General features: G+C 48.2%; 20 protein-coding genes and 2 pseudogenes. 10 read left to right on the top strand and 12 right to left on the bottom strand.

The window, feature by feature from the left end; genetic code table 11:
- Window positions 1-195: 195 nt before the first annotated feature.
- Both RHM61_RS00645 and RHM61_RS00640 read left to right on the top strand, forming a co-directional pair.
- The gene (locus tag RHM61_RS00645; protein ID WP_322249216.1) at window positions 196-1,014 is read left to right on the top strand and encodes a hypothetical protein; all 819 of its coding nucleotides are present in this window, start codon (window positions 196-198) and stop codon (window positions 1,012-1,014) included.
- A gap of 193 nt (window positions 1,015-1,207) precedes the next feature.
- Window positions 1,208-2,095, top strand: a complete 888-nt coding sequence (locus tag RHM61_RS00640; protein WP_322249215.1) for an Abi family protein — start codon at window positions 1,208-1,210, stop codon at window positions 2,093-2,095.
- Window positions 2,096-2,383: 288 nt separating this feature from the next.
- On the opposite strand, the pseudogene RHM61_RS00635 reads toward RHM61_RS00640, so the two are convergent.
- Window positions 2,384-2,488: pseudogene (locus RHM61_RS00635) on the bottom strand (IS110 family transposase); the annotation flags it as partial.
- A gap of 115 nt (window positions 2,489-2,603) precedes the next feature.
- Window positions 2,604-3,817 (bottom strand): IS3 family transposase gene (locus RHM61_RS00630; RefSeq protein ID WP_322248146.1). Its coding sequence is split into 2 segments (ribosomal slippage): window positions 2,604-3,541 and window positions 3,541-3,817, totalling 1,215 coding nucleotides; the frame shifts between segments, so codons are not numbered across the junction.
- A gap of 366 nt (window positions 3,818-4,183) precedes the next feature.
- Between RHM61_RS00630 and abiEi the strand changes: the two genes are divergently transcribed.
- On the top strand, window positions 4,184-4,735 hold the full coding sequence (gene abiEi, locus RHM61_RS00625) for a type IV toxin-antitoxin system AbiEi family antitoxin (protein ID WP_322249214.1): 552 nt from the start codon (window positions 4,184-4,186) through the stop codon (window positions 4,733-4,735).
- Complete coding sequence (locus RHM61_RS00620) at window positions 4,732-5,727, top strand: nucleotidyl transferase AbiEii/AbiGii toxin family protein (RefSeq protein ID WP_322249213.1); 996 nt, start codon at window positions 4,732-4,734, stop codon at window positions 5,725-5,727. The genes abiEi and RHM61_RS00620 overlap by 4 nt, the downstream gene beginning before the upstream one ends.
- Window positions 5,728-5,997: 270 nt before the next feature.
- Here the strand turns inward: RHM61_RS00620 and RHM61_RS00615 are convergent, their stop codons facing one another.
- The 8 genes from RHM61_RS00615 to RHM61_RS00580 form a co-directional block, all read right to left on the bottom strand.
- Window positions 5,998-6,669, bottom strand: coding sequence for a hypothetical protein (locus tag RHM61_RS00615; protein ID WP_322249212.1), 672 nt, complete (start codon window positions 6,667-6,669; stop codon window positions 5,998-6,000).
- Window positions 6,670-6,931: 262 nt separating this feature from the next.
- Window positions 6,932-8,644 (bottom strand): IS66 family transposase, encoded by a 1,713-nt coding sequence (gene tnpC / locus RHM61_RS00610; RefSeq protein ID WP_322249211.1) that lies wholly within the window; start codon window positions 8,642-8,644, stop codon window positions 6,932-6,934.
- A 21-nt stretch (window positions 8,645-8,665) separates the two neighbouring features.
- Window positions 8,666-9,124 (bottom strand): IS66 family insertion sequence element accessory protein TnpB, encoded by a 459-nt coding sequence (tnpB, locus tag RHM61_RS00605; RefSeq protein WP_322249210.1) that lies wholly within the window; start codon window positions 9,122-9,124, stop codon window positions 8,666-8,668.
- Window positions 9,125-9,162: 38 nt separating this feature from the next.
- Window positions 9,163-9,345 (bottom strand): IS66 family insertion sequence element accessory protein TnpA, encoded by a 183-nt coding sequence (gene tnpA / locus RHM61_RS00600; protein WP_322249209.1) that lies wholly within the window; start codon window positions 9,343-9,345, stop codon window positions 9,163-9,165.
- Between the two features lie 354 nt (window positions 9,346-9,699).
- Window positions 9,700-10,227: a DUF4019 domain-containing protein gene (locus tag RHM61_RS00595; RefSeq protein WP_322249208.1), complete on the bottom strand. Its 528-nt coding sequence runs from the start codon at window positions 10,225-10,227 to the stop codon at window positions 9,700-9,702.
- 56 nt (window positions 10,228-10,283) lie between these two features.
- Window positions 10,284-10,805, bottom strand: coding sequence for a PH domain-containing protein (locus RHM61_RS00590; RefSeq protein ID WP_322249207.1), 522 nt, complete (start codon window positions 10,803-10,805; stop codon window positions 10,284-10,286).
- A 23-nt stretch (window positions 10,806-10,828) separates the two neighbouring features.
- On the bottom strand, window positions 10,829-11,950 hold the full coding sequence (locus RHM61_RS00585) for a hypothetical protein (RefSeq protein WP_322249206.1): 1,122 nt from the start codon (window positions 11,948-11,950) through the stop codon (window positions 10,829-10,831).
- A gap of 13 nt (window positions 11,951-11,963) precedes the next feature.
- On the bottom strand, window positions 11,964-13,028 hold the full coding sequence (locus RHM61_RS00580) for a radical SAM protein (protein ID WP_322249205.1): 1,065 nt from the start codon (window positions 13,026-13,028) through the stop codon (window positions 11,964-11,966).
- A 1,169-nt stretch (window positions 13,029-14,197) separates the two neighbouring features.
- Here RHM61_RS00580 and RHM61_RS00575 point away from each other — a divergent pair.
- Together RHM61_RS00575 and RHM61_RS00570 are read left to right on the top strand one after the other, a co-directional pair.
- Window positions 14,198-15,411 (top strand): IS3 family transposase gene (locus RHM61_RS00575; protein ID WP_322249204.1). Its coding sequence is split into 2 segments (ribosomal slippage): window positions 14,198-14,474 and window positions 14,474-15,411, totalling 1,215 coding nucleotides; the frame shifts between segments, so codons are not numbered across the junction.
- Between the two features lie 455 nt (window positions 15,412-15,866).
- Entirely contained in the window at window positions 15,867-16,283 is a 417-nt protein-coding gene (locus RHM61_RS00570) for a type I restriction-modification system subunit M N-terminal domain-containing protein (RefSeq protein ID WP_322249203.1), read from the top strand.
- Between the two features lie 90 nt (window positions 16,284-16,373).
- On the opposite strand, the gene RHM61_RS00565 is transcribed toward RHM61_RS00570, so the two are convergent.
- Window positions 16,374-17,587 (bottom strand): IS3 family transposase gene (locus RHM61_RS00565; RefSeq protein ID WP_322247645.1). Its coding sequence is split into 2 segments (ribosomal slippage): window positions 16,374-17,311 and window positions 17,311-17,587, totalling 1,215 coding nucleotides; the frame shifts between segments, so codons are not numbered across the junction.
- A 124-nt stretch (window positions 17,588-17,711) separates the two neighbouring features.
- Here RHM61_RS00565 and RHM61_RS00560 point away from each other — a divergent pair.
- The 3 genes and pseudogenes from RHM61_RS00560 to RHM61_RS00550 form a co-directional block, all read left to right on the top strand.
- Window positions 17,712-19,601 (top strand): HsdM family class I SAM-dependent methyltransferase, encoded by a 1,890-nt coding sequence (locus RHM61_RS00560; protein WP_322251150.1) that lies wholly within the window; start codon window positions 17,712-17,714, stop codon window positions 19,599-19,601.
- On the top strand, window positions 19,598-20,617 hold the full coding sequence (locus RHM61_RS00555; RefSeq protein WP_322249202.1) for a PDDEXK nuclease domain-containing protein: 1,020 nt from the start codon (window positions 19,598-19,600) through the stop codon (window positions 20,615-20,617). Before RHM61_RS00560 ends, RHM61_RS00555 begins: the two co-directional genes overlap by 4 nt.
- Window positions 20,614-21,072, top strand: a pseudogene (locus RHM61_RS00550) (hypothetical protein); the annotation flags it as partial. The gene RHM61_RS00555 and the pseudogene RHM61_RS00550, both read left to right, overlap by 4 nt.
- A 685-nt stretch (window positions 21,073-21,757) precedes the next feature.
- Here RHM61_RS00550 and RHM61_RS00545 read toward each other — a convergent pair.
- Window positions 21,758-22,970, bottom strand: a protein-coding gene (locus tag RHM61_RS00545) for an IS3 family transposase (protein WP_416200203.1) whose coding sequence is annotated in 2 segments (ribosomal slippage) — window positions 21,758-22,703 and window positions 22,702-22,970 — 1,215 coding nt in all. Because the reading frame shifts where the segments join, the coding sequence is not laid out codon by codon here.
- Between RHM61_RS00545 and RHM61_RS00540 the strand changes: the two genes are divergently transcribed.
- Window positions 22,872-24,776, top strand: coding sequence for a type I restriction enzyme subunit R domain-containing protein (locus RHM61_RS00540; protein ID WP_322249200.1), 1,905 nt, complete (start codon window positions 22,872-22,874; stop codon window positions 24,774-24,776). The genes RHM61_RS00545 and RHM61_RS00540 overlap by 99 nt on opposite strands.
- The last annotated feature ends 223 nt before the right edge of the window (window positions 24,777-24,999 follow it).

Here is a 24,999-nt window from a genome sequence, read left to right as displayed (position 1 = left end):
GAAGGGGGGCTTTGATTTTCACTGTTCGAGTATTTTATGGTGACAGTCAAACTCAGTAAAAATAATTCCATGAGGAATAATGCATTACTCCGTGAAATCTTGCATTATGTGCAATAATTGGTTTTCGGTTTATGTGTAGGATCGTGAATGCCTTGCCTTTTCAGGCGGCATTTTTAACTTTTTGGGAGAGCACTGATGGACGTAGCACGTTGTACGTTGGATGATGTGGTTTATCAAGCAACTCGTTTTTCCATATTGCTGCCGAGCGATCTTGCTCAAAAGCGTAAATTCTTGGTTTGCCCTAATTGTGGTGGACCTTCATTTTTTCGTAAAGCGTCGCGAAGCGGTCAAGCGGCGTGTTTTGGAGCTCGACCTCACGAAATCGGATGCTCATTAGCGGCCCCTGAATACGAAAAAAGTGATGACGGGCAGGGTGATGATCAAGACACTGTTGATAACCCTGGTCAACGTATAGTGGTTGATTTTAATTTTGGAGCTCTGGAGAATGACAGGCATAACGACCCAGATGCCATTGGAAATCCGAGCGGCCGTGGCGGGCGATATGTTGGTGGCGGGGCTCGACCAGATGCTACTATGCACAGGCGTCTTAGTACAATTCTTCGCAATCTTGTCGTATCTGAACAGTTCAGAACTTCACAGCAGATTTTGGAAATTTCGGGTGTTGGGGAGTTCAGTGTCGCAGACTTTTTTGTTCCGTTCGCATCAATCATGTCAGAGCATGACGGCAAATATCGCGGCTACTGGGGAATGATTTCGGACGCGCGCATGGGACAAAATGGTTCGTTGTGGCTCAATTCCGGTGGTAAAGGCGACGTGAGTCTTGTAATTGGCGAAGCACTTGTTAATCAAGCTTACGAACGATTTAACCTTGGCGATGAGGAAGACATTGCCGGCGCGTATGCGTTGGTTTTTGGCACATTGCGTATGTCCCAGAATGGGAAAAAGTATGTCGAGGTTGAAAATCTTGGCTTCTTTACGCTTCGGTTGGAGTAACTGTGTAAAATTTACTAGGATTTTCATGAGGTCGTGTTTTTGCTTTATTTGGGCCGCCATTGCTGCGTATATTGACGATGCTGTCAATATCAAGTATTATTGAATCAACACAGTCGCCACACGTCTTCTCCAACGGGGAAGGTCCTTCGAAAGAGGGCGTGCAAAAGGCGACTTTTCTATTCCAGGACGCCAATTGGCAACATTTTCCAAGACTGCGAAACCCCCAGCCGCTTTGCTAGCGAAGCTAATTGCGCAGAAGCTGGCCGTTGCAGACACTAAGCTTGCTGAGCAGTACATCACTTTTGTTGGTCATTACAGGCTCAAAGGTTACTGGTTCCATTTCGTTGATCCGATTTCCAATGAGTTTAAGGCCAACACGACCTTTGAGATGATTCGCGACCGGTATGAATTCGATCGCGAAATTCGAGCCTTTATTCTTGAAGCCGTTGAACGGTTGGAGGTTGCTATCCGTAGCTCGTTGTGCAATTTTTTAAGTCTTAAGCATACGCCTCACTGGTACTTAGACACTTCCTTGTTCAAACCAGGTCGAAAATTTGGTGTCGGACAAATGCTGTCCAAGATTGAAAGTGAGGTTGCTAGATCAGGGGACAAGCGGTTCATCAAGGCTTACTATGATGAGTATGATGATCCATATTTGCCTCCTAGTTGGGCAATGAGTGAATGCGTAACGCTAGGGATGTGGTCGAAAACTTATCAAATGTTGCGAGATGCAAGTGATAAGAAATCTATTTCGGCGAAATTTGGTATTGGACAAGTCGAGGTCTTTGAAAGCTGGCTGCACACATTAACAGTATTGCGCAACATGGCCGCTCATCATGATAGGTTCTTGGGGCAGAAACTCGGTGTTGGGCCAACGAATCTTAAAGCTAAGAGTATCAAATTTTCGGACAATAAGTCGGTATATGCAGCCCTTACAGTTGTGCATGTGTTGCTTGATTCGATTGATTTCAATACGACGTTTCGCCAACGTCTCGTTGATCTGAAGGTTAAGTACGGGATGGGGCTGATGCAAGAACTGGGTTTTCCGAACAACTGGCCGACTGGTGCCGTTGGCTGGTAGTGGGGCGGAGCTAGTGAGTAGTATGTAGGGTCAACGAAGGTTCAACCGCATTGTTATATAACACCTGTGCAATGGTAGATGATGTGCGCTAAATCATTGTTTAGTAATGTATAGTTAAGTATTGTAGCGCAATGGTAAGGACTCATAATCCGTTGGTACCGTGTTCGACTCACGGGAGGCCCACCAGAATTTTAGTCATTGAATCAAGCCCTTACGAGAAATCGTCGGGGCTTTTTTCATTTTTGCGCACCCTGAAATCGGTGGGTCAGTTTTAGATGTAAATTAACAGTCTCGCTTCAACTGTTTCTTCAGTACGCTCTTGCCGTGAGCATCCATGCCGTGAAACTGGAAAACAGATTTTGCTAAATCCATGCCGATTGTTGTAACCTTCATGGTGATGCCTCCCTCGGTTCAATAAAGTGGCCCCCTAAGTCCAGACAATTATTCAAAGAGTTTAAGATAGTGCCTGTTTCTGCCACAGCTGCGCGGCGCTGCCCCGTTATTCGCACTACATCACTACCGTGCTTTTCTTTTCTAGCTTTTTTGAATCAGGCAGTTCAGTACCAAATTTGTTTACGATCTTGGCACCGCCGCCCACGCCTGAGCCATACACGGTTTCCGGCGTTTGATAACCCAATGATTGATGTTTACGCTCAGCGTTGTAGAACATAAAATAGTTCGCCAAGCCGATCACCAATTCCGGCATACTTTCATGCTTTTTCAAATACACTTCTTCATATTTCACACTGCGCCATAAGCGCTCAACAAAAATATTATCCAGCGCCCGACCGCGACCGTCCATACTGATTTTGATGCCGTTTCTAAGCAGCAGCCCAGTAAAGGCCTGGCTGGTAAACTGCGCACCCTGATCGGTATTAAAAATCTCCGGCGTTCCATACCATTTTATGGCTTCTTCCAAGCAGTCCACGCAAAACCCCGCATCCATCGTGTTCGACAACCGCCAGGACAGCAGCTTCCGGCTGTACCAGTCAACGATCGCCACCAGATACACAAAACCCCGCGGCAGCCTGATGAATGTGATGTCTGTACTCCAGACCATATTTGGTCGAGTGACGTCGATACCTCTCAGTAAGTACGGGTAAATCTTGTTCTGCGGATGCGCTTTACTGGTGTTGGGGCCTGGGGCCATACCTGCCAATCCCAGTTGCTGCATCAGCCTCTGTACGCGCTTTCGGTTCACTGTATGGCCACAGTCTCGCAAGTAATGCGTCATGCGTCGCGTGCCGTAAAATGGATGTCTGGTGTATTCCTCGTCAAGCAATTGCAACAGCAAACTATCAAACGGATTGATCTCTTCCTGCAAGCGCTTTTTCTTGTCGTACACGACCGAGCGCGTGACTGAAACGAGACGGCATTGTGTGGCGATTGAAAGGGCAGAGAGCGGCTCTACCCACTGCAATCGTACCGTTACAGGCTGATCCCTGACTTTTTTTTAAGCCAATCGAGTTCCATATTCAGTTGCCCAATTTTGGCATAGAGACGGTCTGGGTCGTTCTGTGTGCTGGCCGGTTTCGGACCGCGTTTACCTTCAAACAGACTGCCTGCATTTTCCAGTAATTCTTTCTTCCACTGGCTGACCTGCGTCGGATGCACCCCGAACTCTTGGGCGATCTGATTGATCGTCTTTTCGCCTTTGATCGCCTCAACTGCCACCTTGGCTTTTTGTGCGCCGCTAAATATTTTTCTCTTATTTTCACTCATGGTCTGCCTCGTCTCTTTTCGACAGACACTAGTTTAAACTGTTGTCCGGATATGTGGATCCACTATACAAGTGCTTGTGTAACATCTACACGTTGGTGCATCTGATGCCGTTTCGGGTGGGGGCGTCCATCCCATTGCTTACCGACTTTCTACGCCGTCGACAACTTGACGCTACCTCTCAAAGCATGGGGGAATGGCGAGTCTTGGACTGGCCATCCAGCGGATCAAGCGTTGCGGGCATCTACAAGTCACCTTAAACCCTATTTAAATGTAGGGTTTCGGGATACTTGATCTTGACGCAAAATCCTCGCGTATCTACAATAAGTATCCTAATGCCCTACTTAAAGATCGGGTTGTAGGTAACTTATGAAAAAAATGGAGCTATTCCGCAAGCTGTCCGAGCTCGATGGACGGGGGGTGTATGTCCTGGCGCGTCGAGACATCGAGAAGCTTTTTCCCGAGGAGGGCGAGAAGGCGCTCGAAAAGTCCTTGCAGCGCATGGTCGCCGATGGGCTGCTGCAGCGCGTGGCCAAAGGCCTCTACGTCAACCCGGCGGCGAGGAGCAAGAACCGCTGGATTGCCGAGGAGATCGCGAAGGCGCTCCGGCCAGGCAGCCTGTCGTATGTGAGCTTGGAGTCGATCCTCTCAGAATACGGCGTGATCTCGCAGATCCCGGTCAGCCGAATGACGGTGATGACAAAGGGAAAGAGCGGCAAGGTCGAGACGCCCTACGGGACGATCGAGTTCACCCACACCAAGCGCGGCGCGGCGGAGATCGTCAAGCACACGCTGACGGCCAAAGGGCGCCCATTGCGTATCGCCACTAAGCAGGCGGCGGTCCGAGACCTCTTGCGCGTGGGCCGCAACGCCAACATGATCGATCGAAGCGCGCTAGACGACGAGGGAGCAGAGGGATGAGCTCGGACAAACAAGACTTCCACGAAATGGTGGATAGGGCGATGTCCAACCCGGCCCTGTCGGCCATGCGCCCAGTGGTGGAGAAGGAGCTGCTGCACTACCAGATTTTCCAAGCGCTCGACGCCGAGGGGCTGCTCCGTAACCTGGTCTTCCAAGGCGGGACCTCGCTGCGGCTATGCCGCGGGTCGGATCGATTCAGTGAGGACCTCGATTTCGTCGGCGGCCGCGATTTCTCAGCGGCCAGCATGCAGCGGATCAAGGAGTGCGTGGAACAGCGCATCGGTGCGCGCTTCGGCCTCAAAGTGATGGTGAACAACAAGCCCGCCAAGGTCGGCGAGGATGGTGTCAAGCATGTGCGCGTCGACAAGTGGTGGATCTCGATCGAGACCTCTCCCGAGAACCCAGCGATGCCGCGCCAAAAGATCAAATTGGAGATCACGAACATCCCGGCGCATACGCGCGAGCTGACCCCGCTGCGGGCGAACTACGAGTTCCTCAACGGCATGTCGACGGTGCTGGTGAACGCCGAGTCGCTCGATGAGATCATGGCGGATAAGGTGCTCGCCTTCCCGACCTCGCTTCTGGACAACGCCGGACAGCCGGTAGGGTCTGACTCGGCCAAGATCCGCCACCGCGACATTTGGGATCTGGCCTGGATGGCGACGCGCGGCGCGAAGCTGGTGCCGGGACTGGTGGCCGCGAAGATCGGAGACTACGGTGTCGTGAACTATCCGGGATTGCTCGACTACGCGATCAAACAGCTGCCGGAGATCGTCAACAGCCGCGAGTTCAAGGCCCAGATGAGCCGCTTCGTCGATTCGGCGACGGTGGCGAAGACCTTGGACACGGAGAGCTACATCGGCTACCTGGCGATGGAGGTCGGCGGCCTGTTCACGCAGATGAAGGCGGCGCTCGGCAACACGCCGATCGAGCAGCTGGCCGCATCCTACGCCGCCAAGGAGAAGCCTAAGGTCAAGCCCAAGCGCAAGTAAGATGGTTCGCCGAAAGGTCCAGGCCTTCGAGCTTGCAGCGGTAGGAACCTTGCCGAGCGTGCTTTTGATGAGGCTTTTACCGGCGCAATCACGCTTTGATCATGTCCGGCTTTTTTGAGTATGTAAATCTGGTGTCATTCGTCTTGGGGTAAGATGTGTATGTGTCATTTCGGCTAACTTTGACTTGAAGGTCTGGAAGGCTGGATGCTGCTGTATCTTCCCATCCATCGCTATTAATCTTCAGTTGCACTTCATATTTGAACTCGCGGTTTATTGTTTGATTGTGTGTGCTAAAAGTTTAATTTCATCTTTGTTTTGAAATTCTGCATTCCAGTTTTTTTGACTGTACAGATACTGCGGGAATTCTTGTTCTAATGACGTTTCTCGCTTTAAGAGTCGTTTTGTTAAATTTGCGAGATCGCCTAAATCAGCCGTTCCATGCACCTCGATCGGAACGCAGATGCTGACGAAACGCGACCAATTTGTCCATTTTGTCGATATTTGTGGCGCAATGAAAATCCCGTTGTTCGGATCACGAGCGATGCGAATTTCGCTCGCACGCAAAGACTCAAAATAAGCATCATTTGTTTTGCGCTCAGTCGTGTACGAAACGATTTTTTTTCGTGATTTGCCGATTTTTCGATAGTTCGGCAAGCTATCAGCCATGAAATCCAGCATACTTGGACTTTCCAAGTGCTCACACTCTGCGCGAGCTATTTCTTCTACTCGTTCGTTATAAACAAAACGAGGATGAGTCCACGCAACATTGACGCGGTAATCGTTTAATATAAATACAACATCGTCCCACCAGGAAAATTTTTGGGAATTTTCCGTATCGTAAAGATGCCGAACAATTATTCCTTCTTCAAAATGACTTCGGCGAGAATTTCTATGGTAGAGCTTAGCGAGTCGTTTTAACTGTTCTTGATGTTTATTTTTCATGGCTTCTTGGCTCTTGATTATTTTCGAAATTTATAAGGATTTTGTCTATTTATGCTTACCTTTGCCTAAGGTTTTTATACGTAGAAAATATAATCTTGCAGGTTTTTTCATCTTAACTTACTTTGCCGAGGCGATTTGAGTCTGATCGGCAAGCTTGCTTGGCGATTCAGCATCAGCGGTCGTAAACGCAACGCGTGTCTTGGTGACATTTTCCGCAGACGCATGTTGATTGATTGTAAGCGCTCCACCATCAACAACCTATTCAAGCAACGGTTTCACTGGCTAAATCGTGCTTATGCAAATTCCACGGCAACAGCGCCTCCACCTCATCCACCGTCTTCGTCAGCGGCAAGCTGCGTATGACTCGTCGCAACCATGTGTACGGCTCCAGTCCACATGCTTTGGCCGTTTCTATCAAGGAGTAAATAAGCGCACTGGCGTGCGCGCCGGCTGCGCTGTCACTGAACAACCACGCTTTGCGTCCAATTACAAACGGCCGAATCGCATTTTCGACACGGTTATTATCAATCGGCAGGTCGCCGCGCTCGGTGTACCGTTCCAGCATGGGCCAGTATTTTTCCATGTACGCCAAGGCTTTGCCCAGCACACTTTGCGGCGTCACCGTCGGCAGCGTCACTTCCATCCAGTTCTTCAGTGCTGCCAGCGCAGGAACACTCAAGTTTTGACGGGCGCACAGTCTGGTCGCATCGTCGGCATCCCGATATTGACTTTCGATGGCATACAGTTTGCCGATCAGAGCGACCGCTTCGTCGGCACGTCCACGCTTGCCTTTGGCTTGCACTCGTACCGCTTCGACGAAGCGGCGGCGAACGTGTGCAAAGCACACCAAGTGCTCAATACCTTCCGTCTTCGCCAGTTGGGTATAGCCGGTGTACCCATCGGTCATCAAATAGCCTTGATAACCGTCGAGCAGTCGCGTCGGCACCTCCGCGCTGCGGCTGGGGTCGTAATCGAACAGTACCATCGGCTTGCCAGGCGGTCCGCCTGTCTGCACCCACATGTAGCTCTGACTCGTGGCTGTGCGATTGGCTTCCTTGAGCACTTGTACCACCGTTTCATCCATGTGGATGACGCCGCTATCAAACAAGGCGTCACGCACCAGATTATGCAAGGGTTGCAGCAAGCGGGCCGTACCGATGACCCAGCGTGCCAGCGTTTGGCGTGGAACCGGTACGCCGTGTCGCGCCAACACTTTCTCAAAGCGTGCCAGCGGCAAGCCATCGACATATTTGGTCGTCAAGAGCATGGCGAGGAAGTCGGCACTGGCATTACTTTTTGGAAGCGGTTGTGGTGGCAAGGCTGCGGTCACCGGCGCGTGCGTACTGCCAGGGCAGCCGTAGCGTTTGCGAATATGACGCAGCACACGCACCTGCATCGGCACGATGTCGAGTTGCTCGCTGATGTCTGCGCCGATTTCCACCATCGGTGTACCGCATGGGCACGTACGTTCGTGTGCCGGTATGTCATGCAGCACGTCGACCCGTTTCAACGCGGGCGACAAGGGGCTGCGTTTGCCACGTCCCGGTGTTTTGCCTGGCTTGTTGTCGGCGCTTTCCTCGGCCGACGTTGCGGCTGGCAGATCGGCGAGATTCTGCGCTGGTGTCGTCGCTTGCGCCAATGTGTCGGCCTCGTCGAACAATCGGCTTTGGGCATCACTCTGTTCCGAGCTGGCTCCGAACATGCGATGCCGTGCCAGCACGGATTGTTCGATCATGCGCAAGAGGTAGTTGTTCGCTTCACGCATGGCGACTTCCATCGCCGTTTGCGTCGCGACTTGTATGGCGTCCTGCATGGCCTGCATCGCTTGCTGTTCGATCGCGCCGATACGCGCTTGCTGTGCCTGTAGCAAGGATTTAAGTTCAGCGATATTGTCAGGCAAAACTGCCGGCAGAACGAACTTGGGAAGTTCAATCTGCGGCGGTGTGATAGGCGATTTGAAGGGGGTAAAAGACATACGTCATTTTACCAAATCCGCCTATGAAACAGAAGTAAAATTCAAGGTTTGATGCGGCTGATTTCGCCATAAATCGAAGCCTTCGAGCAGCCATTCAAATTCCTGCGTACTGAGTGTTTGCGTCATCGAATCGCCCGCCTTTGGCCAAGTGAATTTGTCCTTCTCCAAGCGCTTCAACCACAGACAAAACCCATTGCGATGCCAGTAGAGTACTTTGATTTTATTCCGATGACGGTTGATAAAGACGTACAAGGCGCTGGCGAAAGGACTGAGTTCGAGTTCCTGTTCGACCAACACTGACAGGCCGTCGATGGACTTTCTGAAGTCAACCGGGGTGCGGCACAAATAGACCTGATCGATACGGCAGCCGGCATGCATCAGCGGACTCCCGGCATGACGTGCAACAAACTCACCAACCATTCTGGCGATGGCAGTGCAGCGATCTCGAGACGAATGGCCGATGGCAGTATCAGCACGCATGGTGTGTGACGCGCTGATTCGCCTTCGGCTACGCGCACTTACACAAACGAGGAGCATGGTTTGGACGGGCCTGCTGCCAGCTTTTTGGACTTGCGCTGCCAGTAGTAGATGGCGGCGACCGAGATGCCTTCGCGTCGGGCATAGGCGCTGGCAGAAATGGCTTCACGCTCAAGTTCGGCCGCATGATTCATCCAGAATTGCTGGTCCATGATGGTCTTCATCGTTGTCGCTCCAAAAAAAATTAAGGTGTGACAAGGATGTGGGAAATGGGCTTAGGCGGCAAGTCTGGGGTTTATGGAGCACTTACTTTATATTGCACGGTGAATGGTAAAGTTTCGTACAAGCATATTAATTGTGGGTAACTTGATGGTTTATGAAACATTCAGGCTAGGGAAGCGCAGATTTAATCCAAGTGGTTTGCCCGCCGCCACTGAGGCGCACTTGCGTCGCCTTTTACCGTCAATAGCTCGCTATTGACAGCAAAAGACGCCTTGCATTGCCTCCTCATTGGCAACGGACAATTCCACAGCGATTAATCCGCGCTTCCCTAGCGGCTTACGCTTGTGTCATATCAGTTAATAAGAGTAATAAGGTTTTTTTGCAATAAAATATTCAACAAACTGCCATGACGTATCGTTGCGCGCTAGCGTGATTTGCTCAGTATATATATCCGACGAATTTTGAAATATCGTCGCAAAAACAACTATAAGATACTCACCTGCTGGGATGTTTGGTAATTTTTTAAAGCCGCCATCAATTCCTTGAAACACTCTTTCCCTTACCAATCCTAAAGCACCTCGTTCCGTACTGATTCTCTGATTAAAAGCACTTCCGGAATATCTAGTCTTGAGGGCTGCAGCCCCTTGGGCATAGATAGCCTCAATTCGCTGCGATGCAACGCTAGGTGGTGTATCTAATTGCGATAATAGAAATTCAGCTTTTTTTTGTGCGGCAGACCTATCGGTTTCATTAACAAAAAAAATAAATTCCGATTGCTCTGGAGTCTTTAACGATGAACTGACTTGGGCGATGGCTGACTTAGTTGTCAATGTCAAAATGGAAGCAAACGCAAACTGTCCGAAACTTCTACGATTTTGTGTCATCTATTTCTCCATTAATTTATATAAATTAAGAATCAGGTAAAACGACCGATCATTTATCATTTATCTTTTTTCAAACGGCTGATCACCTCATTCGGATTGGGCAAACTCAAAATAATATCGAAATTTTTATTGGTTGGAATATATAAAATATTTTCCTCTGTTATAGACACAAATACTGAACGGCCATTTTTCAATTCAAACCAACCAGCTTGATATCCTGGCAAACCGATACCATTTGTACGAGAGGAAATACTGCCTGCCTGTAAATTTTTTAGCTGAATTGTGCGAATATCAGCGCCTATATCGTGGCGATTAACGCGTGTAGTATAAAAAGCTGTTTTTACAACAATTTCATTCGCATTAATTTCAATCTGTCGCCTTGAAAAAGCCGTCCAAGATATCAACGCAAAGGGTAATAAAGCAATAATTAAAATTGTAGTAAGGATGCCGGCGCTAGTGCTCGTTTTTGAGAATGCAACAGCGATTCCCAACACTCCTACAGGTGTCAAAAAAGCTAGAATAAAAAAAGTGATTGCTGCTTTTAAACTAGGGGGAGATAAAATAAAAACTTCACTCATAATTACCTCTTTATATGTTTAAGCTAGGTGGTTGACAGTCCGGCCGCACGTATAGATAGTTGCTTCATTGCATCCAATACATGCGTTCGTGTTGAACTTGGTATTTTAATAATATTGAGTTCTTCTGCTGCTGAAATAAAAGCATCAATTTCATCTCTAATAAGTTGTCTGTTTGCCTCCAAAACAAAAGCGTCTTGTTTCAATAATTTCGCAATTCTGGCAGTTTCCTGTGCATTAACTAATCTTGTTGGATCGAGGGCTAACATTCGCTTGCCAATCAAAACTCTTTCTGCAAACTCTCTATCAGTTTGCATTTGTCTGGCTGATTGAGGTGTTTTTGCAGTAATTACACCGCTTTGTGGGGGGCCTGCAAAAAGCGGCCATTGATCGCCGGCATTGCGAGAGTGTCCACCTCCAACTGTAATCGCAACGCTGACGGCAACGGAAATATAAACACCGGCTAAAATCGCCACAGTTATCGATGTGGCAACAGAAATATAAGCAACGACAATAGCGGCTATAGCGACAGGAATAGCCACTACAGCCGCTTGGTCACTATTAGGTGCAACTTGACTATAGATATATTGGAGTTCATTTTGTTTTAATCGCTTTTGAAATTGCGCACCGTCTGTGGCTGTTGTAAGTCGTCTTGTATATTCAGTATTTGTTGCATCACCCCTAAGCGCTTGGATTGCCCTTTCTTTTAGTGCTGATGGGGGCCGTGCGCTTACTACGCCTAAAGAAGTAAGCATAGATAAAAATTGTTTATAGTCTCCTTGGATGGCACTACTCAAGACATCATCGTTACATAGTGCTGTCAACATCTTAACTTCTTGATCTTGAGAAGCGAGTATATTTCTAGGAATTCCTCTTGACTCCAGATAGCTACCTGGATCGCGTTTGAATAATGCTTTTTCTTCAGGGTCTGTGAGAATTCGTTCCCAGAGGGAACCAAGCGATGATAAATCATTCCATAAACCTGTCGGTATATTTGCTTCAGACAAAGAAAGCCGTAAAGCTTCATGTGGCAACGTGAGTGGTCGTGGCAGAATACTTACAGGTGTTCCGTACAGGCTCGTGCCTGTTCCCAACTTCGGAACCCCAAGTGAACCAAGAGCAATTCCGAGAAAATATCGACGTTTCATTTTCTCCTCCGAGTTAGTCAACGATTGCAATTGGGAACACAGATTTTTCCGCATTGCGCATAGCTATTTTTAGCGAAAATCGACTCAGGACATCCGGCAAAAACTCCGTATAACGCGCTTTCAATGTTTCACGGACACGAGTATGAAGATGCATGATTGCACACGCTTGGCAAATGTGATGTACTTGGCTCAAGCCCTCGTCAACTTCTTCGTCAAATAGTTTTTTCATTATTTTTGTAGGGCCATCCAGATGTATCCAAATTTTTAAAAAATCATCAAGAGCTTCATTAAACATTTTATCCATCGTTTTTTCTCCAAGAGTACCAAGCTTCATCTCGGGTATATGTTCAAACGTTAGTCCACAGCATGCCGCTAATTGGTCATGTGGAGTTACAACAAGATTATGAAATATTTGCGAACATCCATCAGGAACATCGATGCCAATGGGGGCCCCTCTTTGTTCATAGTCGTCATGAAACGGCATCCAGCTATTGCATTGCAAGGTGAATAGTAATGGCTTATCTTGTAATAATTTCTTGAGCACCACGCTATTTGCCGCTCGCTCGTAACAATTGCTCTTCTCTGAGTCGCGCTCGACGGTAACAAGCGTAAAAACTCCTGACTCTACAAGTACTTGCGCTGCATTTTCTATACTTTCAAACGGCACCCACTTTTGATGGTCAGATCCCGTACTAATATTGATCTCATTGATTCCACTCGCAACGAGCTTCTGAACGGTTCTTTTAGCGGTGCCAATTGTTTTCCCCCAAAATCCGTTAGTGACGCAACGCGTCATTAGCCCAAGACTATTGGCGTATTTAATTGCCGAATACAGGTCATCTTTCAAAAGGAATGTTTCCCCACCGCTAAAAACAATGAGTTTAAGTGCAGGGAAAGTTCGATATGCTTCCTCTATGCGCTTATTGATTACGTCAAGGGATAGACGTTTTTCTATTTTTGGATTCGATTCAAAGCAGCACTGACGGCACTCAGCATTGCACCGGTATGTTGTCAGGATCGTTAACGTGTCTGGAAAAATATGACGAATACGCTGATTCATGAATAAAGAAATTGTCATTATATTTTTCCTTGAACATTTTTAGTTTGTCACTGTTTCTTTACATAAAATAATAAGATTTGCTGGAAATACGAGTTCTCCGAATTCCATTACGGTACAACTGGAGATGTGGAAATAAAGCGGATAGTGATGCAAGTTCTGGTCATCATATTGCAGCCAATAAATTTCAGATTTTCTGTTATTTTTTATCGATGTTAAAAAAATTTTTTCTTTTAACAAAACCAAAAAAATTATTGGCATATGGCAATTGGCATTGCATCGTTTTAATTTGTTGAATAATGCGACTTACCTCCTCTTGGTAATACTTTGTTTCCGTATGCGGTAGAAGCACAATCTGCTCGGAAATAAGGCTTTTCGTCTTTTTGAAAACCATATCCTTGTCATTAATAGTTACGGTCAAATATTCGTCTGCCGATAACGAGTTTCCTTTGCAACCAAAAAGGAGTGCAAGAGACACGACTATAAAGAGATTTTTCACCGGCATATTTAGCAGAAATTCCGTCTTGAATTGTGCGCACACGCTTTCCATATCACCTGAAAAAAGTTCAAGCTAAAGGTGAGATTTTTTTATATTTCCAAGTCTAATTTCCGACCACTTGTAGAGGATGGTTCTTTTTAAGTCGCTGTTATTTATCAAGGGAAGTGCGGGTAAATTTTTGCGTCTCCCGATATAAGGCGTTACGAACAAAATATTCAAACGAGGGAGTAAACTTTTTTTACGAATCTACTGATGGTCCTCGTATTATTTCCTTAACTCTTTCACAAGAGATGGCCTAATCTCAGATGTTATTTTTTACTGGAATTTTTCACAAAGTTATCCATCTACTCCTGAAAACATGCTGCTCCCAATCTATTCGGTGAGATGTTGAGTACATTAGGCTGGAGCGGCCTTCAATTGTAAAAAATGACATCCTTCGAAAAATCATTCCGCAATGTCCGCTTCTTCTGAACAAAATAGTTGGACTCAGAGCGAATATTTTTATAACGGATAGCTACTGAAAATAAGAGCCACAATAACAGTAAGTGTGCTGGGGATCTATGGGACAAATACGAAAATAGAGGGTGTAAATAATTTTGTGTAAATCGTCATTTTGCAGGAAACTATAGTGGATCCACATATCCGGACAACAGTTTAAACTAGTGTCTGTCGAAAAGAGACGAGGCAGACCATGAGTGAAAATAAGAGAAAAATATTTAGCGGCGCACAAAAAGCCAAGGTGGCAGTTGAGGCGATCAAAGGCGAAAAGACGATCAATCAGATCGCCCAAGAGTTCGGGGTGCATCCGACGCAGGTCAGCCAGTGGAAGAAAGAATTACTGGAAAATGCAGGCAGTCTGTTTGAAGGTAAACGCGGTCCGAAACCGGCCAGCACACAGAACGACCCAGACCGTCTCTATGCCAAAATTGGGCAACTGAATATGGAACTCGATTGGCTTAAAAAAAAGTCAGGGATCAGCCTGTAACGGTACGATTGCAGTGGGTAGAGCCGCTCTCTGCCCTTTCAATCGCCACACAATGCCGTCTCGTTTCAGTCACGCGCTCGGTCGTGTACGACAAGAAAAAGCGCTTGCAGGAAGAGATCAATCCGTTTGATAGTTTGCTGTTGCAATTGCTTGACGAGGAATACACCAGACATCCATTTTACGGCACGCGACGCATGACGCATTACTTGCGAGACTGTGGCCATACAGTGAACCGAAAGCGCGTACAGAGGCTGATGCAGCAACTGGGATTGGCAGGTATGGCCCCAGGCCCCAACACCAGTAAAGCGCATCCGCAGAACAAGATTTACCCGTACTTACTGAGAGGTATCGACGTCACTCGACCAAATATGGTCTGGAGTACAGACATCACATTCATCAGGCTGCCGCGGGGTTTTGTCTATCTGGTGGCGATCGTTGACTGGTACAGCCGGAAGGTGCTGTCCTGGCGGTTGTCGAACACGATGGATGCGGGGTTTTGCGTGGACTGCTTGGAAGAAGCCATAAAATGGTATGGAACGCCGGAGATTTTTAATACCGATCAGGGTGCGCAGTTTACCAGCCAGGCCTTTACTGGGCTGCTGCTTAGAAACGGCATCAAAATCAGTATGGACGGTCGCGGTCGGGCGCTGGATAATATTTTTGTTGAGCGCTTATGGCGCAGTGTGAAATATGAAGAAGTGTATTTGAAAAAGCATGAAAGTATGCCGGAATTGGTGATCGGCTTGGCGAACTATTTTATGTTCTACAACGCTGAGCGTAAACATCAATCATTGGGTTATCAAACGCCGGAAACCGTGTATGGCTCAGGCGTGGGCGGCGGTGCCAAGATCGTAAACAAATTTGGTACTGAACTGCCTGATTCAAAAATGATAGAAAAGAAAAGCACGGTAGTGATGTAGTGCGAATAACGGGGCAGCGCCGCGCAGCTGTGGCAGAAACAGGCACTATCTTAAACTCTTTGAATAATTGTCTGGACTTAGGGGGCCACTTTAAACTATGCAATAGTAAGGAGTGATGGTGACTGTAAGAAAAACACTAGAAAAAAGTCTTTTTCCAACAAGTTCATCAAAAATCTGACTAGGGTTTCAAACCCTAGTCAGATTTTTGATGAAAATTGAAAAATTTTCCGCGCAGATTGCCATATCCGCAGAATGTGCTGGGCCTTGACAAGATAAATCGTTCTGAATCTACCGACGTTCACAAGCCCTATAGGTATTTTATTGCTATTAGGGTAATATTATCCTCAACATAAAATGACAGCGATGCCGGGTTTGCCCGCCTTATGCAGCCAACCTGCCGCAAGCCCATCGCTGTCAGGCTTTATTCATCTTATTTGCTTTAAAAAAGACATTCCATGACCCAAATTGCCAACAACCTCGCCTCAGATTCGTGGGCGATTGCCGATCTTTTGCGTGGGGATTTCAGGCAAAGCCAATATGGCCGCGTCATTCTGCCGTTTTGCTTATTGCGTCGGCTGGAATGCGTGCTGGAATCCAGCAAACAGGCGGTGCTGGCTGAGCAGCAAAAGGTCCAGGCGCTGAATCTGCCGGAAGAGGCGCAAGAGAAAATGATCTTGCGTGCGACAGGAGGGCTGTCGTTCTTCAACACCTCCAAGATGGATTTGTCTAAGCTGGGTGAAACCGGGATCAAGGCCAATCTGGAAAGTTATATCCAAAGTTTTTCCAAAGACGCCCGGCAGATTTTTGAATACTTTAACTTCGCGGAATTCATCGGCCAGCTAAACGACGCCAATTTGCTCTACAAGGTGTAAAGTGGCCCCCTAAGTCCAGACAATTATTCAAAGAGTTTAAGATAGTGCCTGTTTCTGCCACAGCTGCGCGGCGCTGCCCCGTTATTCGCACTACATCACTACCGTGCTTTTCTTTTCTATCATTTTTGAATCAGGCAGTTCAGTACCAAATTTGTTTACGATCTTGGCACCGCCGCCCACGCCTGATCGATACACGGTTTCCGGCGTTTGATAACCCAATGATTGATGTTTACGTTCAGCGTTGTAGAACATAAAATAGTTCGCCAAGCCGATCACCAACTCCGGCATACTTTCATGCTTTTTCAAATACACTTCTTCATATTTCACACTGCGCCATAGACGCTCAACAAAAATATTATCCAACGCCCGACCGCGACCGTCCATACTGATTTTGATGCCGTTTCTAAGCAGCAGCCCAGTAAAGGCCTGGCTGGTAAACTGCGCACCCTGATCGGTATTAAAAATCTCCGGCGTTCCATACCATTTTATGGCTTCTTCCAAGCAGTCCACGCAAAACCCCGCATCCATCGTGTTCGACAACCGCCAAGACAGCACCTTCCGGCTATACCAGTCAACGATCGCCACCAGATACACAAAACCCCGCGGCAGCCTGATGAATGTGATGTCTGTACTCCAGACCATATTTGGTCGAGTGACATCGATACCTCTCAGTAAGTACGGGTAAATCTTGTTCTGCGGATGCGCTTTACTGGTGTTGGGGCCTGGGGCCATACCTGCCAATCCCAGTTGCTGCATCAGCCTCTGTACGCGCTTGCGGTTCACTGCATGGCCACAGTCTCGCAAGTAATGCGTCATGCGTCGCGTGCCGTAAAATGGATGTCTGGTGTATTCCTCGTCAAGCAATTGCAACAGCAAACTATCAAACGGATTGATCTCTTCTTGCAAGCGCTTTTTCTTGTCGTACACGACCGAGCGCGTGACTGAAACGAGACGGCATTGTGTGGCGATTGAAAGGGCAGAGAGCGGCTCTACCCACTGCAATCGTTCCGTTACAGGCTGATCCCTGACTTTTTTTTAAGCCAATCGAGTTCCATATTCAGTTGCCCAATTTTGGCATAGAGACGGTCTGGGTCGTTCTGTGTGCTGGCCGGTTTCGGACCGCGCTTACCTTCAAACAGACTGCCTGCATTTTCCAGTAATTCTTTCTTCCACTGGCTAACCTGCGTCGGATGCACCCCGAACTCTTGGGCGATCTGATTGATCGTCTTTTCGCCTTTGATTGCCTCAACTGCTACCTTGGCTTTTTGTGCGCCGCTAAATATTTTTCTCTTATTTTCACTCATGGTCTGCCTCGTCTCTTTTCGACAGACACTAGTTTAAACTGTTGTCCGGATATGTGGATCCACTATAGTGGTACAAAAAGTACGCACCATTGATCTCAGCACTAAGGCCGTATCGAATCACGATATGGGCTTGGTGTTTGAAGAACTGATACGTCGCTTTGCTGAAAGTTCGAACGACACCGCCGGTGAACACTTCACCCCACGCGATATCGTGCGCCTGACCACTTCGCTGGTGTTTATGGAAGACGATGATGCGCTGACCAAGCCCGGCATTATCCGCACCATCTACGATCCTACCGCCGGTACCGGCGGCTTCTTGTCGTCCGGTATGGAATACGTGCATGAACTCAACCCCGAAGCTGTCATGCGCGCCTACGGCCAAGAGCTCAATCCGGAAAGCTATGCGATTTGTAAAGCCGATATGCTGATCAAGGGCCAAGAGGTGGGCAATATCAAGCTCGGCAATACGCTCTCGAATGACCAGCTCTATGCCGACAAGTTTGATTACATGCTGTCGAATCCGCCGTTTGGCGTCGATTGGAAAAAAATCGAGCAAGAGATCAATGATGAACATAGCCACAAAGGTTTTGATGGTCGCTTTGGCGCGGGCTTGCCAAGAGTGTCAGATGGCAGCTTACTGTTCCTGTTGCACCTGATCAGCAAACTGCGTGACGCCAAAGACGGCGGGGCGCGTATCGGCATTATTCTCAATGGCTCGCCCTTGTTCACTGGCGGTGCCGGTTCGGGTGAATCAGAAATCCGCCGCTATATTCTGGAAGCCGATTTGTTAGAGGCCATCGTCGCGCTGCCTACCGATATGTTCTACAACACCGGCATCTCCACCTATGTCTGGGTGCTGTCGAATAAAAAAGCCAAGGCACGCAAAGGACTGGTGCAACTGATTAATGGCGTCAACCTGTGCGGCAAGATGCGTAAATCTTTGGGTAGTAAGCGCAATGTCATGGATGAGAACGACATCGCCATCATCACCCAATGCTTCGGTAATTTTGAAGGGGTCGATGCACGTGAACTGGATAAACCTGCCGAGCAAAAGAGCAATCGCGGCCGCCAGTCAGCCAACCCCAAGACCGAAGCGGCCAAAACCTTCGCCGCCAAGATTTTTAAAACCCACGAATTTGGCTACCGCCGTATCACCATAGAACGCCCGCTGCGCATGTCTTACCAATTTAGCGACGAGCGCATTGCCAGCCTGCGTTTTGAATCCGGTGCTTTAAATGCCGTGATGCAATGGGCCTACGCCGAATACGCCGGCCTTGCCACAACTGCTGATGGCGCAATATGGACAGACGCAGAAGCCTGCGCCCACTATGGCGACCTCAGCAGTCATCAAGACGCGATACGCCGTTACATCAAACTGCACTTTGCAGATCTTAAAGAAAAACACGTCAAAGACCTGCTAGACCGCGACACCTGGCGTAACCAGCTCGCCATCCTGCGCAAAGCCCGCCAATTGCAAGCAGCCATAGGCAGCGCCCAGTTTGACGATATGAACGCCTTTGATGATGCGCTGGCACTAGCGGCTAAAAAACAAGGTATTAGCCTAGACGCCAAAGACAAAAAAGCCATAGAAGCGGCAGTCAGTTGGAAGAACCCAGAAGCGCAAAAAGTCATCAAAAAAATCCACAAAACCAAGGCCGACGCCATCTATGGCTTGTTTGCCGGTGAAGGCGACTACGCCGGCAAAGTCGTCGAATACAAAGCCGATGGCGATCTGCGCGATGCAGAAAACGTCGCGCTAGACCCAAGCAAAACCGTCAACGCCATCAACGAAGCTTACTTCAAAAAAGAAGTGCAACCGCATGTGCCAGACGCCTGGATAGACGCCAGCAAGAAGGATGAAAAAGACCAGCAAATCGGCATCGTCGGTTACGAGATCCCGTTCAACCGCCATTTCTACCAATACCAGCCACCGCGCGATCTGGCCGAGATTGATGCTGATCTCGATGCCGTCAGTGCAGAGATCATGAAGCTGCTGCAAGAGGTGCATTCATGAGTAAAACGACCGTGATAAAAACAGATCAACCCGATTTTTCTGAAGTCGTCCACCTGATCGCGGCAGCACGTCAGCATGCCTACCAAGTCGTCAATACCACCCTAATTGAGTTGTACTGGCAAGTCGGCGCTTATATGAGCGATAAGCTTAAAGTCGCAGAATGGGGCGATGGCGTCATTCGGCAATTGGCTCAACATCTAGCGGTGACACAGCCGAATTTAAGAGGATTTACTAGCTCCAATTTGTTCCGTATGCGTCAGTTTTATGAAACTTATCAAAATGATCAAATTGTCGCGCCACTGGTGCGACAATTGCCGTGGACCCATAACCTGATCATTCTTGGCCGAAGTAAGCGTCCGGAAGAGCGTGAGTTTTACTTGCGCATGGCAACTCAGGAAAGATGGAGCAAGCGCGAATTGGAACGGCAATTTAATGCCGCTTTATTTGAGCGCATGATCTTAAATCCAGTAAAACTCTCAACAGTGTTGAGAGAAACGCAACCGGAAGCCATGCATGTCTTCAAGGACAGCTACATCGTCGATTTCTTAAACCTGCCACAAGATCACAGCGAGGCCAATTTACAGCAAGGCTTAATCGGCAAGCTCAAACAATTTTTGATCGAGCTGGGGCGCGACTTTTGTTTTGTCGGCAGTGAATATCCCGTGCAAGTGGGCAAACAAGATTTCGCCATCGATCTGCTGTTTTTTCATCGCGGCCTCAATGCTTTGGTGGCGATAGAACTCAAAGTAGATCGCTTTAGCCCCGCACATTTAGGGCAGCTCAATTTCTACCTCGAAGCCCTAGACCGCGACCACCGCAAAGCCCACGAAAACCCCGCCATCGGCGTGCTGCTGTGCGCCAGCAAAGATGATGAAGTGGTCGAGTACGCGCTCAGCCGCAGCCTGTCACCGGCCATGATCGCCGAATACCAAACCCAGTTGCCCGATAAAAAAATGTTGCAAGCCAAATTGCATGAGTTCTATCTGTTGAATATTGCGCAGGAGGAGGGGCTATGAGTCGGTATAAGGCTTATGCGGAATATAAGGATTCTGGGGTTGAGTGGTTGGGCTTGGTTCCGCAGCATTGGAAAACTTGTTCATTAAGATGGTTCATCGATATTGCTAGCGGCGATGGACTTTCAAATACTGATTTTGATAAGGCTGAGGATGATGTTAATAAATATCGAGTGATCGGTGGCAATGGAACACTTGGCTATACATCATTAATCAATACAGTAAGCAAATCATTTGCAATCGGGCGAGTCGGTGCCTTGTGTGGAAATGTACATTTTTTGGATGAGACATGTTGGATCACCGATAATGCGTTGAAACTTTCTACGTGGCGTAATTTTCAGGATAGCTATTTTCTTCATCTACTTGTTGCAGCACGGATTAACGAATATGCCAGCAGAAGTGCTCAACCCTTGATCACGGGGGAGCAAATAAAAGCATTGCGTGTCGTAATGCCAACCATAGACGAACAAGAAAAAATCGCCAACTTCCTCGACCACGAAACCGCCAAGATCGATACCCTGATAGCGAAGCAGCAAGGGCTGATCAAGCTGCTCAAAGAAAAGCGGCAGGCAGTGATTAGTCATGCCGTCACCAAAGGCCTCAACCCCAACGCCCCCATGCGCGACTCAGGTGTGGAGTGGTTAGGTGAAGTACCGGCGCATTGGGTGGTCAGTAAATTTGGATATATTTCCATGGTCGTTCGAGGTGGCGCGCCGCGCCCAGCAGGAGATCCGTTACTTTTTAATGGAGACTATTCTCCGTGGGTTACGGTTGCTGAGATTACCAAAGATGATGAAGTGTATTTGACTTCTACAGAGTCATTTCTAACCAAGTTGGGAAGTGAACAATGCAGAGTATTTTCAGCGGGAACACTATTAATTTCGAATAGTGGTGCTACGTTGGGTGTGCCAAAAATTCTTACAATCAACGCAAATGCAAATGACGGTGTCGTAGGATTTGAGTGCTTAAGCCTGAATCATGAATTTGCTTATTTCTATTTGTCGACGATTACAGATGATTTACGCGAGAGAATTAAACAAGGCTCAGGTCTAAAGTGGCCCCCTAAGTCCAGACAATTATTCAAAGAGTTTAAGATAGTGCCTGTTTCTGCCACAGCTGCGCGGCGCTGCCCCGTTATTCGCACTACATCACTACCGTGCTTTTCTTTTCTAGCTTTTTTGAATCAGGCAGTTCAGTACCAAATTTGTTTACGATCTTGGCACCGCCGCCCACGCCTGAGCCATACACGGTTTCCGGCGTTTGATAACCCAATGATTGATGTTTACGCTCAGCGTTGTAGAACATAAAATAGTTCGCCAAGCCGATCACCAATTCCGGCATACTTTCATGCTTTTTCAAATACACTTCTTCATATTTCACACTGCGCCATAAGCGCTCAACAAAAATATTATCCAGCGCCCGCCCGCGACCGTCCATACTGATTTTGATGCCGTTTCTAAGCAGCAGCCCAGTAAAGGCCTGGCTGGTAAACTGCGCACCCTGATCGGTATTAAAAATCTCCGGCGTTCCATACCATTTTATGGCTTCTTCCAAGCAGTCCACGCAAAACCCCGCATCCATCGTGTTCGACAACCGCCAGGACAGCACCTTCCGGCTGTACCAGTCAACGATCGCCACCAGATAGACAAAACCCCGCGGCAGCTTGATGAATGTGATGTCTGTACTCCAGACCATATTTGGTCGAGTGACGTCGATACCTCTCAGTAAGTACGGGTAAATCTTGTTCTGCGGATGCGCTTTACTGGTGTTGGGGCCTGGGGCCATACCTGCCAATCCCAGTTGCTGCATCAGCCTCTGTACGCGCTTTCGGTTCACTGTATGGCCACAGTCTCGCAAGTAATGCGTCATGCGTCGCGTGCCGTAAAATGGATGTCTGGTGTATTCCTCGTCAAGCAATTGCAACAGCAAACTATCAAACGGATTGATCTCTTCCTGCAAGCGCTTTTTCTTGTCGTACACGACCGAGCGCGTGACTGAAACGAGACGGCATTGTGTGGCGATTGAAAGGGCAGAGAGCGGCTCTACCCACTGCAATCGTACCGTTACAGGCTGATCCCTGACTTTTTTTAAGCCAATCGAGTTCCATATTCAGTTGCCCAATTTTGGCATAGAGACGGTCTGGGTCGTTCTGTGTGCTGGCCGGTTTCGGACCGCGTTTACCTTCAAACAGACTGCCTGCATTTTCCAGTAATTCTTTCTTCCACTGGCTGACCTGCGTCGGATGCACCCCGAACTCTTGGGCGATCTGATTGATCGTCTTTTCGCCTTTGATCGCCTCAACTGCCACCTTGGCTTTTTGTGCGCCGCTAAATATTTTTCTCTTATTTTCACTCATGGTCTGCCTCGTCTCTTTTCGACAGACACTAGTTTAAACTGTTGTCCGGATATGTGGATCCACTATACACATCAGCTTTCGTCTTTGTACGATGCCCAGGGCAATAAGCAATTTCATTCGGTGATTGTGGTGACTGATCGCACTGTGCTTGATGCGCAATTGCAAGACACCATCGCCCAGTTTGAGCATACCGATGGCGTGGTCGGGCGGATCAATAATCAGGAAGGTGATGGTTCCAAATCAGAAAAACTCGCCAAGGCTTTGGAAAACTCGCAGCCGATTATTATCGTCACGATACAAACCTTTCCGTTTGTATTGAAGGCGATAGAAAACAGCGTCAGCCTGAAAGAACGTAACTGCGTAGTAATCGCCGACGAGGCGCATTCTTCACAAACCGGTTCCACCGCCCGGCAACTGAAAGAGGTGTTGATGGTAGAAGGCGTGGGCGATGATGAGGCGGAACTGACCACCGACGATATTCTGGATGCCGCAGTCGCCTCGCGTCGCGCTTCGAAAAACCTCAGTTACCTGGCCTTTACCGCCACGCCCAAGACCAAGACTTTAGAACTGTTTGGCCGCTTACCGCGCCCGGATGAAGCGCCGTCCAAGACCAATAAGCCCGCCGCCTTCCATGTGTACAGCATGCGTCAGGCGATAGAAGAGGGTTTTATTCTCGATGTGCTGAAGAACTACACCAATTACAAAGTCGCCTATAACCTGGCGATGAAGATGAAGGATGCCGATCAGGAAGTCGAGAGCAAGCGTGCCAAGGTCAAGCTGAATCAATGGGTGCGCCTGCACGACTACAACATCAGCCAAAAAGTGCAAGTGATCGTCGAGCATTTTACAACCCAAGTGATGGGTTTGCTGAACGGTCAGGCCAAAGCGATGGTCGTGACCAGTTCGCGCAAAGAGGCGGTGCGCTATAAGCAGGCTTTCGATAAGTACATCACCACCCAGGGCTATCAGAATATCCGCGCAATGGTGGCGTTCTCGGGTGAGGTGGAATTTACCGATAAAGATCCGAATTCAGAGGCGGTGCTGGGCAGTCAGTTCACCGAGATGAATATGAACCCGCTGCTCAAAGGACGCGACATGCGCAAAGCCTTTGATACCGACGACTACCAAGTCATGATCGTGGCGAATAAATTTCAAACTGGCTTCGACCAACCCAAGCTCTGCGCCATGTATGTGGATAAAAAGCTGGGCGGGGTGGAGTGCGTGCAAACCTTGTCGCGCCTGAACCGGATTTACCCGAGTAAGGCCGAGACCGGCACCTTCATTCTGGATTTCTTTAATGAACCGGAAGAAATCCTGGCCGCCTTCCAGCCTTACTTCCAGACGGCAGAGCTGGCCGATGTGTCTGACCCGGATTTGATTTTTGATTTGAACGACAAGCTGCGCGCTGCCGGTATTTTTAGCTGGACGGAAGTCGAGCAATTCTGCGCTGCCTTCTTTGTCAAGAGTAAGAGCAATGCGGCGATTGCGAATATCTGCAAACCCGCCGTAGAACGCTGGCAGAAACGCTATAAGTCGGCCGTAGAGGCGTACAAGCAAGCGCGCGATATGTTTGAACGAACTAAAAAGTTTAATGACGTCATCATGATTACTAACGCCGAAAATGCCTTCAAAGAGTGCAAGAAGGAAAAAGACGCGTTAGAAATTTTCAAGAAAGATCTCGGTACTTTTGTCCGCTTTTATGAATTCATGTCGCAGATCGTCGATTACGATGACAAAGACTTGGAAAAGCTCGGCCTGTACGCCCGCAACCTGCGTCCCCCATCTGTCAGACTACTTGTCGTGTAACTTTTTAAATTGAACCGATCTCATTGAAGTCTGTTTGTTTGTGTTTTTCGCATTATCTATCCAGCTTTTTCCGGCGTAGGCAGTCGGGGTTTTATGGGTGGAGCGCAGCGGAACCCATTCCCTCAAGACGTTAAGGTTTGCTTTTTGATTTTGAAGTTATACGGCTAAAATGACCGGCGATCTTCAATCTGGTTGTTACCTCTCTTTTTAACTTATTGAGCGA

It is taken from the genome of Undibacterium sp. CCC3.4, from assembly GCF_034347425.1.
Lineage (GTDB): Bacteria > Pseudomonadota > Gammaproteobacteria > Burkholderiales > Burkholderiaceae_D > Undibacterium.
Note: the sequence above shows the minus strand (reverse complement) of the source record. Positions and strands in the feature narration are given on the sequence as shown.